At 36.4% G+C, this 8,792-nt stretch carries 10 protein-coding genes and 1 pseudogene; 7 read left to right on the top strand and 4 right to left on the bottom strand.

The genetic code is table 11. The features are described from left to right. Positions 1-864, bottom strand: a pseudogene (locus AC1DPQ_RS09710) (alpha/beta hydrolase family protein); the annotation flags it as partial. Positions 865-1,217: 353 nt separating this feature from the next. Further along, positions 1,218-1,634, bottom strand: coding sequence for a DUF1801 domain-containing protein (locus tag AC1DPQ_RS09705; protein ID WP_477609034.1), 417 nt, complete (start codon positions 1,632-1,634; stop codon positions 1,218-1,220). A gap of 273 nt (positions 1,635-1,907) precedes the next feature. Here AC1DPQ_RS09705 and AC1DPQ_RS09700 point away from each other — a divergent pair, with 273 nt between their 5' ends. The 7 genes from AC1DPQ_RS09700 to xth all read left to right on the top strand — a co-directional run bounded on the left by AC1DPQ_RS09700 (position 1,908) and on the right by xth (position 7,931). Next, positions 1,908-2,333 carry a helix-turn-helix domain-containing protein gene (locus tag AC1DPQ_RS09700; protein WP_477584034.1) on the top strand — a complete coding sequence of 142 codons (426 nt, stop codon included), beginning with the start codon at positions 1,908-1,910 and terminating at the stop codon, positions 2,331-2,333. A gap of 180 nt (positions 2,334-2,513) precedes the next feature. After that, a complete protein-coding gene (locus tag AC1DPQ_RS09695; RefSeq protein ID WP_477584032.1) occupies positions 2,514-3,629 on the top strand; it encodes a Gfo/Idh/MocA family protein in 1,116 nt (371 codons plus the stop codon). A gap of 351 nt (positions 3,630-3,980) precedes the next feature. Further along, positions 3,981-5,057, top strand: a complete 1,077-nt coding sequence (locus tag AC1DPQ_RS09690; protein WP_477609032.1) for a PAS domain-containing sensor histidine kinase — start codon at positions 3,981-3,983, stop codon at positions 5,055-5,057. Positions 5,058-5,097: 40 nt separating this feature from the next. Beyond that, a complete protein-coding gene (locus tag AC1DPQ_RS09685; RefSeq protein WP_477584030.1) occupies positions 5,098-5,748 on the top strand; it encodes a response regulator in 651 nt (216 codons plus the stop codon). A 124-nt stretch (positions 5,749-5,872) separates the two neighbouring features. Next, a complete protein-coding gene (locus AC1DPQ_RS09680; RefSeq protein ID WP_057932132.1) occupies positions 5,873-6,391 on the top strand; it encodes an RNA polymerase sigma factor in 519 nt (172 codons plus the stop codon). Between the two features lie 80 nt (positions 6,392-6,471). Then, positions 6,472-6,834 (top strand): response regulator, encoded by a 363-nt coding sequence (locus AC1DPQ_RS09675; protein WP_477609030.1) that lies wholly within the window; start codon positions 6,472-6,474, stop codon positions 6,832-6,834. A gap of 320 nt (positions 6,835-7,154) precedes the next feature. After that, positions 7,155-7,931 (top strand): exodeoxyribonuclease III, encoded by a 777-nt coding sequence (gene xth / locus AC1DPQ_RS09670; RefSeq protein WP_426326033.1) that lies wholly within the window; start codon positions 7,155-7,157, stop codon positions 7,929-7,931. A gap of 5 nt (positions 7,932-7,936) precedes the next feature. On the opposite strand, the gene AC1DPQ_RS09665 is transcribed toward xth, so the two are convergent. Then, positions 7,937-8,344: a PAS domain-containing protein gene (locus AC1DPQ_RS09665; RefSeq protein ID WP_477609028.1), complete on the bottom strand. Its 408-nt coding sequence runs from the start codon at positions 8,342-8,344 to the stop codon at positions 7,937-7,939. Positions 8,345-8,532: 188 nt separating this feature from the next. Beyond that, positions 8,533-8,792: hypothetical protein (locus AC1DPQ_RS09660; RefSeq protein WP_477609026.1), on the bottom strand; the 260-nt coding region annotated here is incomplete at its 5' end.

Genomic DNA, 8,792 nt, shown 5'->3' with positions numbered 1-8,792 from the left:
GGTTACTGTTGATGGAAAACCGTTTGCAGTAACCAAATAAGAAAAAGGTTTGCGTATAGTTTCGATCATCAGGTAATTTTTATCAGGCGATAAACTTGTCGAACCATAAATAGCTGGTTTTCCAATGGCCGTTTCTACACCTGCTGTATTTTTTACCAATTGCGAGGTTGCAAAAAACTCGAACAATTGTTCGTCAAAAGGTGATTTAATTAAATCCTGAAAAGTGGCGCTAGGTGCAGCTTTACCTAAATTTTGCTGAATGGTTGGCCCTTTTGGTATCAATGGTTTTGTAGGTGCAGCACTTGCTGGTTTAGTTACCGTACGGTAGATAATGGTCTTATCATTTAACCAGGTAAGGCCACTCCCTAAAACCACATTTAAAAAAGCCTTATTGGTTTTGACTGCTTTTTTTGTAGCCAGATCAATAATATAAAGATCTACGCCTTTTTGAGTGGTATGGGTAAAGGCAATTTTGTTTTCTGATGGGTTCCAGCTAATGTTGCTGGCATATAATGGCGTTGGCAATCCTGAAACCTGAAACGTTTGGTTGGATTTGATGTTTTTTAAACTGAAGTTGTTAATGTAGGTTTGTCTGCTCGGCGAGTAATTATTTGGGTTTAATCTTAAGCCCGCAATTCTATATTCGGGCAAGGCCAGTTCTTCGACCGAAGGATAGGAGTTGCGCTCACTAAACAAGATCCATTCTGCTTTGCCATCAATACTTACACCAGGTGTTGGTTTGGCAAGTAATAAATCGGCAATTTCTTTTGGAGGTGTTTGGTAGCTTACTGCATCTTGTGCGGCTGAATTAAGCGAAACACAAGCGCCCGCTATCAATAAATAGAGGTGTAGTTTTTTAATCATTTCCAGTTTTTTGTTCGAAATAAGGAATAATCAAATATTGTAAAATTTAACTTATTATCGCGTAACTTCTTATTTACATCATGATGTGAATGCTTTCTTTCATTCTCAAGGCACTGAATCTTTTTAATAAATGACCTTCTTAATGTCTTTAAGTTCTCACTAATAATAATGTTTTAACCATTGAGGAGTTAAGGTTATGCGTGCGGGAATCTTTTAGCCGCAAAAACAAACACCTGGTAATATAGGAATAAAGATCCTTCGCTGCGCTCAGGATGACAAATAGATATACCTTTGGCAAAAGAAAAGCGCTCTTATTCAACGGTAGCTCCAGCTCCATCATACATTTTCCATCTTTAAGGATATAAACTTTTTACCCGTTCTACAGAATTGGTAATCATTTCTTTTAAAACCGCAATATCGATGTCGCTCATTTTTTTTAGGTAAATACAAGCTTTCGCTGTTTTGTGTTTGCCAAATTTAGCCAGTAGTTCTTCACGGTCTTTAAATTGCGATGATAGGTATAAAGCTATGGCATCTTTGCGTGGCGAAAAACCAACCAATGGTGCATCGCCTTCCCGGCCGCTTTCATATTTGTAATGATAACTTCCAAAACCAACAATGGCATTTCCCCACATTTTAGCTTTAAAACCTGTGGTTAAACTTAAGATATCTGACAGGTTAAAACAATCTGCTCTTTTATTTTCATCTGGAATGGTATTTAAAAAGTCTGGAACGCTTAAATCGTTTTCGGTAGTTTTATTCTGTGCCATGTCTTTTTTATGATGAATATAAGGATTTGATCAAATAATTTCAATTTCTGCGGTAATTGTATTTAAAGTAATACGTTATTTCTTGAAAAAAGGAGGTTGRAAACTGCTCATTTCAGGCGTATTTCACAGTAATTCGCTGATGGAGTTTGACATATGTCAAAAAATCAACACCTTTTATACAACCTTATACACTTATTCTTACATTTGAATTGTCAATCGTCCCCGATAACTGATTTAATTATTTTTTCATTTTTTTTAAAATTAATTATCTCAATGACAACACAACAACTAAAACAAGGAGAAATTCTTGAACGCTTAGTGCGCAGAGATCGCATGGGCATCAGTGAGCTTTCAAGGAAACTTAATGTAAGCCGCAGAACAATTTACAACTGGTTTGGTCAAGACAGAATCGGGCATGAAGTAATTTGGCAGGTAGGCAAGTTATTAGGTCAGGATCTTTCTTCGGCATTTCCAGAAGCTTTCCCCAAGTACAACCCCGAATCCATCAATCAAACGGCAGATCCCGGTAAACAAATCGGTTCGGATAATAATTCTGTGTATTTCTGGATGAATAAATATATTCATCTGCTAGAAAAATACAACGACCTGTTAATTACAGAAGAGCAGCAAGAGCTAGATCCAATTAATAAGGAATTCCCACTTAGAAATAAAAGACCTGATACATTTTTATATCAATAAAACTAAGGTTTTAACTAATAGAATAAGCTAAGTCATCCCGTTAGATTTTTCTTTTTATTTATATCTTAATCCTGGCCACTTCGTTTTCCTATCTTCAACATTGTAATATTTTTAGGTATTAGCATCAAGAGCTTTTTTAAATTTCTAATTTGGTAACCATCAAATTTTAGAAATAAGCGTATGATGACTACTTATCTGATTAGGTGTTTTTTTAGAGCCAATGGCTTTATTCTTTGCTTTTTACTTATTTCTTGCGCTGTTAAAGCACAGCAAAAATTAAATGTGGCAATAGCAGGGCTAACTCACGATCACGTTTATCTCATCATGAGCAGCTACCAAAAAGCTGAAGTGAATATTATTGGTATTGCCGAAAGTAATCCTGAGCTGGTTAAAAGGTTTAAAAACCGTTATAAAATTTCCGATAGCCTATTTTATAATAACCTTCCTGATTTATTAAAGAAAAAGAAACCTGATGTTGTTTTGGCATACAATGCCATAAGCGGACATTTGGCTGTAGTAGAAGCTGCCGCTCCCCTCGGCATATCGGTAATGGTAGAAAAACCGTTGGCGATAACAGTTAAGCAGGCAGAAAGAATGGCTGAACTAGCAGCACAGTATAAAGTACATGTACTCACCAATTACGAAACTACCTGGTATCCGAGTAATCAGGAGCTATACAAGGAAGTAAAGGAAGCCAATACTATTGGTGCCTTACGCAAAATAATCGTGCACGATGGCCATCAGGGACCAAAAGAAATTGGAGTGAGTGCTGAGTTTTTAAGCTGGTTAACCGATCCCAATCAGAACGGGGCAGGCGCATTGGTAGATTTTGGCTGTTATGGTGCTAATTTAATGACCTGGTTAATGGATGGAAAAGCCCCAATTTCGGTTAGCGCAATTACCCATCAGATTAAAAAAGATGTTTATCCGAATGTTGATGACGATGCAACAATTTTATTGGAGTACCCATCGGCCACGGGAATTATCGAAGCATCGTGGAATTGGCCCTTTAGCATAAAAGATATGGAAGTATTTGGTGCAAATGGATACATGCAGGCCGTTAATGATAAAACGTTAAGGCTAAAGAACAATGGGAAGGGTGATTATAAAATTTATCAGGCTAAGACATCGAAGCCAATTTATTCAAACCATTTAAGTTATCTGTCTGCAGTTTTAAAAGGAGAAATTAATCCAGCAAATGATTTATCATCGCTACCGAATAATTTAATTGTGGTCAAAATTTTAGCGGCTGCGAAAAAATCAGCTCAAACAGGTAAAAGGGTGATTTTAAAATAGTTCCTACATAATAAAAATAGCCACCTGTGCGATGGCTATTGGTAAGGAGAACAGTGTCTTCTCTATGGTGTGCCTGCCCTCCGCGGATCTCCCGCTCACAGGACTTTTTTATCTTTCTTTTATGCTTAACAATTTAGGCAATAGTTGGTTTTGATCCGCAAAATAATTTTGCACATCGTGTGGAAAATGTTAATATCTCTAAAAACGGATCAAGAGTAATCTACATGTTTCCATATGAAGTATTATACGCATTTATTGATTAAAACTTTTTAGGGCGTGCGATGTTTGTGATGTGGTTGCTGCCGATGATATAATTACATCGTTTAGTGGCAAATTATCAAACATTAAATCATGGTCGAATTAAATAAAGAGCTTTTTTGTAACCTGGGCGACTGCTCTGTTGATGGGTATTTTATTTTCGATTATACGGCACAAAATTTTTCATACCTCAATAAATCGATAAGTAAAATTTGGGAACTTGGCCTTGATGAAATTGCGGCTAATCCTCAGCTACTTTTAGCACGGGTACATCCTGAAGATGTTGCACATGTAATGTCTTGTTACAAAGAATGCCTGGAAGAAGGTACGGAGAAAAAATATGAATTCCGGTTAATATTTGCCGATAGAGAAAAATATGTGCGGGTAATTGTGTTTGCCGTTGCCGATGAGGAAGTAAAGCATTTAGTAGGCACAGTAGAAGATACCACGATAATGCGCCACAATAAAATCCATATTGAACAAATAAACGCCCGAAAAAATATAACCTTAGAAGTATTGGCGCACGATTTAAAAGAACCGCTCGCCATGATGAAATTAACTGCTTCATCTATGAAAAATGGTATTGCTCAAACAGGCGATGAGCAGATGATAAACTCACTAGCTTTTATTCTGGATATGTGTGAGCGTAATCTGCTTTTGGTACGCAGCATGATTAACAGGGAGTTCTTAAAATCATCGGTAATAGAAATCGGCAAGGAGCGGGCAGATTTGGTCTGGGAACTTAGGGATGTGGTTCGTTTTTACAAACGATCGAAACTAGGCAAAATGAAGAATATTAAATTTACAAGTTCTGCCGAACAGATCTACCTGCTCCTGGATAGCATGAAATTTATGCAGGTAATCAATAATCTAATCTCAAATTCAATAAAATTTACTGCCGATTATGGGAATATTACTCTACATGCCGAGGAATATGAAAGTACCGTTTTAATTACTGTAGCCGATAATGGGGTTGGAATTCCAGATGAGTTGCAGGCCGGCCTTTTTGATCATTTGCCCGAAACTTTAAGACCAGGTTTGAAAGGCGAAGAATCGGGAGGATTTGGCATGGGAATAATCAAAGCAATTGTTGAGTTGCACCAGGGAAAAATCTGGTTTAAAAGCAAAATTGGTATTGGAACTACCTTCTATATTGAGCTGCCTAAGTAGCCTTTTTTAATTTTAAAACAGTGTAAGTTATATTTGAGTTATGATTAACATTATTCTTGCGGATGATCACCATATTATCCGAACCTCACTTAAAGCACTTATAGAAAAACACGAAGGCATCAAGGTTGTTGCAGAAGTATCAGACGGTTTAGCGGTTTTGGAACTTTTGGAAAAGGGAATAAAAGCTGATATCATTTTATCAGATATTGTAATGCCCAGGCTCGATGGAATAGCTTTAGCCAGTACCATTAAGGAGCGGGGGTATGGCACAAAAGTAGTTGTGTTGTCTATTTTAGATGACGAAAAATATGCGTCAAATGCCTTTACCTCAGGTGCTTTTGCTTACCTATCGAAAGATATTGAGGAAGATGAATTGCTGTTTTGCCTAAAGCATGTAATGAAAGGAAAACGGTATCTTTCTTCTAATCTATGCATCTCCATTTTAGAGCGTTTTAATACCCAGTTAAATATGCTTTCGCAAAAAATGAATACTGAAATCAACTTTTCTGAACGCGAAATTAATGTATTAAAACTCATCGCAGATGGGTTGACCAATCAGGAAATAGCGGACAAATTGTACTTAAGCAGGCGGACAGTAGAGAGCCAGAGAGAGGCTTTAATCAGTAAAACGGGTACAAAAAACTCTGCTTCTTTAGTTCGTTTTGCTATGCGAAATGGTTATGTAGCCTAGTATTTTTGATCGTTTTAGGGCAATTTTTTAGTGTTTTAAATAAACCGTAAAAAATCGGGTATTTCTACAAATAACATTGCATGGTACTGTTTGTTGAATATCTACATCATACCTAAAGCGAATCATGGAAACATTAAATTTCAATTGTGACATATACCAATACAGACAACCACTTTTTGACCGCGCATTAGCGTATACGCGTGATGAAGACGATGCTGCTGATTTAGTTCAGGACACCTTTATGAAGGCGTTTAGGTTTTCTGCTAAGTTTGAAATGGGAAGTAATGTACGCGCTTGGCTTTTTACAATTCTAAAAAATACCTTTCTTAATCATTATTATAAGGTAAAAAGGAAAAATGAAATGATCCAGCAGGAAGAGGATTTAACTTCCATCCAATTGGTTCCAAGCGCATCATTTAATGGTGGTGCGGCAAAGTTTATGATGGAGGACATCCAAAAATCATTAAATGCATTGCCAGAAGATTGCCGTTTTTGTTTTTGCCGTTATTTTGAAGGTTATAAATATCATGAAATTGCTGCTGAGCTCGATATCCCATTAGGCACGGTAAAAACCAAAATACATGTAGCGAGAGGGCTTCTTAAAAAGATGCTTAAAAATTATAAATCTGGTTTGGCTGCCTAATGTTCTCATCACATTTATTCGGTAAATTCAGGTATAAATACGTCATGTGAGCTAATTAACTTAAACTAGATTTGTTGCATATGAGCAACGTGTTAGTTAAGAAAATCTTCATAGTTGATGATGATGAGAACATCCACGACATTATAAATTTAATTTTTGAAGAAGAGCATTACCTTATTAAAGGTGTTTTAAGCGCCGATGATCTGGAAGAAGCAATCGCTGATTTCCTGCCAGATATTATTTTGTTGGATATCCGTATCGGTAAACATGATGGTCGGGATATTTGCAATAAATTAAAGCACAATCCTAAAACAGCTCATTTGCCCATTATATTGCTTTCGGCTTTAAATATGGACAATTTAGGTTGCTCACCAACTGCCATCATTGAAAAACCTTTTGATATCATGGATCTCCAACAGAAAGTGAAAAACATTGTTGGATAAAAACTAAAGATCATTTAARCATAAAAAAGGGATAGACTAACAGCCTATCCCTATATCTAAACTCAAACATGCGCTCAAACATGAATGAATCTCCAAAATTAAACATTTTAGTTTATTATTAGTTTTAAAAAGCAGTGTAAATAGTTAAAGATTACATATTAGAAGGTGTTAAGCCACGCTTAGTTTTACTATCTGAAATACTTAGTTTCATTTTTGAGTTTTATTGCTGAGATTTATAAAATGAAATTATCATGATTTTCAAAAACTGTACTCCAGGTCAATCACGATTGCTTCATTACCATTAAAACATATTGATACAGATGAAAATAGCAACTTATAATGTAAACGGAATAAATGGGCGCTTACCTGTTCTGTTACGTTGGCTGGAAGAAACCCAACCTGATGTGGTTTGTTTGCAGGAATTAAAGGCACCGCAAGAAAAATTTCCGGAGCAGGCTATTAAAGATGCTGGTTATAATGCCATTTGGCATGGTCAAAAAAGTTGGAATGGCGTTGCTATATTGGCTCGAAACCTGGAAATAAAAGAGCTGAAACGAAATTTGGATGGTGATCCTGAAGATTTGCACAGCCGATATATCGAAGCAATGGTGAATAATGTTATAATTGGTTGTCTTTACCTTCCGAACGGAAATCCGGCACCAGGACCAAAATTCGAATACAAGTTACGATGGTTTGAGCGTTTTACGGCCCACGCGGCAAAACTGTTAGAATATAATTTACCAGTAGTTTTATGTGGCGATTATAACGTAATACCTACAGAGCTTGATGCTTATAAACCAGAGCGTTGGGTTGAAGATGCTTTATTCCGTCCTGAAACCCGTTTGGCATTTCAAAATTTAATGGCACAAGGCTGGACAGATGCGATCAGAAAATTATACCCTACCGAAACGATATATACCTTTTGGGATTATTTCAGGAATGCATATGGTAGAGATGCGGGATTAAGAATTGATCATTTTTTACTTAGTCCTCAGGTTAGTGATCGCTTAAAATCTGCAGGAGTAGATAAACAAGTGAGGGGCTGGGAAAAAACAAGCGATCACGGTCCGGTATGGATTGAACTAAACGAGGCTTAATATTATTAGGACTTATTCTTTAAATCGGTTACATCTAAAATTGTTCCTATTAATTTTAAGCATTCGCCGTCCTGTTGGGATAGTATTCCGTCGGCTTTAATCCATCTAATTTCTCCGTCAGGCCGGCAAATTCTGTGTACTGTGTGGTAACTGGTTTTTTCTCTCGAAACCGTGAGTTCAATTTCATCCTGAACGTGGTCAAGGTCTTCTGGTAGAATTAAACCTAAAACCTTTTCATAACTTAAAACCTCATCTGGCGGGCAACCTAGGTTTTTCTTAAATGACCGGGTTGAACGGAGTATGCCCGTTGCTATACTTAATTCCCAAAAACCAAGGCCAAGGTGATCGAACACCACATCCCAATGATCATCGCAAATAATGGATAGATCAATATTTTTCTTATTTGTACTCATAAATAAAGGATAAACTATTTGGGGAAATTACATAAACAATGTAAAAGTATTTTGAGTATTAATAAAAATAAACGTAGTGCTCAGGGGTTTAAATAAAATGGGGAGCAAAAGGTAGGATGGTTTAATGTAGTTGCCTGAGCAGGCAAAAAATAAGTCAAGCTTTAAAACTTGACTTATTTGGGAATTAATTAATGCTGATTGCTGTTTTTTGACTTTTCTATCAGTTCTTTTTGATCGCTCAAATCTTTATAGTAGAAATAACCACCAAACCCTAAGATGAGAATGATATTACTTATTTTGAAACTATGATCTAACCAATAACTAAATGCTGGCACATTACCACTAAAACTCTGTTTAATGTTTGGCCAGGAGTTAAGAATGAAAATAATAACAATCATTAGCAAAACCTTTAGCAAGGTGCTGATGATGATCTTTTGGTGATTTACTT

This window comes from Pedobacter sp. 01T416_2 (genome assembly GCF_056398925.1).
This window is presented reverse-complemented; position numbering and strand designations above follow the sequence as displayed.

What these genes read in the sequence shown, in the direction of transcription:
- AC1DPQ_RS09705 (WP_477609034.1), bottom strand. Translation starts at nt 1,634, where the DNA reads ATGGCACAGAATAAAACTACCGAAAACGATTTAAGCGTTCCAGACTTT.
- AC1DPQ_RS09700 (WP_477584034.1), top strand. Translation starts at nt 1,908, where the DNA reads ATGACAACACAACAACTAAAACAAGGAGAAATTCTTGAACGCTTAGTG.
- AC1DPQ_RS09695 (WP_477584032.1), top strand. Translation starts at nt 2,514, where the DNA reads ATGATGACTACTTATCTGATTAGGTGTTTTTTTAGAGCCAATGGCTTT.
- AC1DPQ_RS09690 (WP_477609032.1), top strand. Translation starts at nt 3,981, where the DNA reads ATGGTCGAATTAAATAAAGAGCTTTTTTGTAACCTGGGCGACTGCTCT.
- AC1DPQ_RS09685 (WP_477584030.1), top strand. Translation starts at nt 5,098, where the DNA reads ATGATTAACATTATTCTTGCGGATGATCACCATATTATCCGAACCTCA.
- AC1DPQ_RS09680 (WP_057932132.1), top strand. Translation starts at nt 5,873, where the DNA reads ATGGAAACATTAAATTTCAATTGTGACATATACCAATACAGACAACCA.
- AC1DPQ_RS09675 (WP_477609030.1), top strand. Translation starts at nt 6,472, where the DNA reads ATGAGCAACGTGTTAGTTAAGAAAATCTTCATAGTTGATGATGATGAG.
- xth (WP_426326033.1), top strand. Translation starts at nt 7,155, where the DNA reads ATGAAAATAGCAACTTATAATGTAAACGGAATAAATGGGCGCTTACCT.
- AC1DPQ_RS09665 (WP_477609028.1), bottom strand. Translation starts at nt 8,344, where the DNA reads ATGAGTACAAATAAGAAAAATATTGATCTATCCATTATTTGCGATGAT.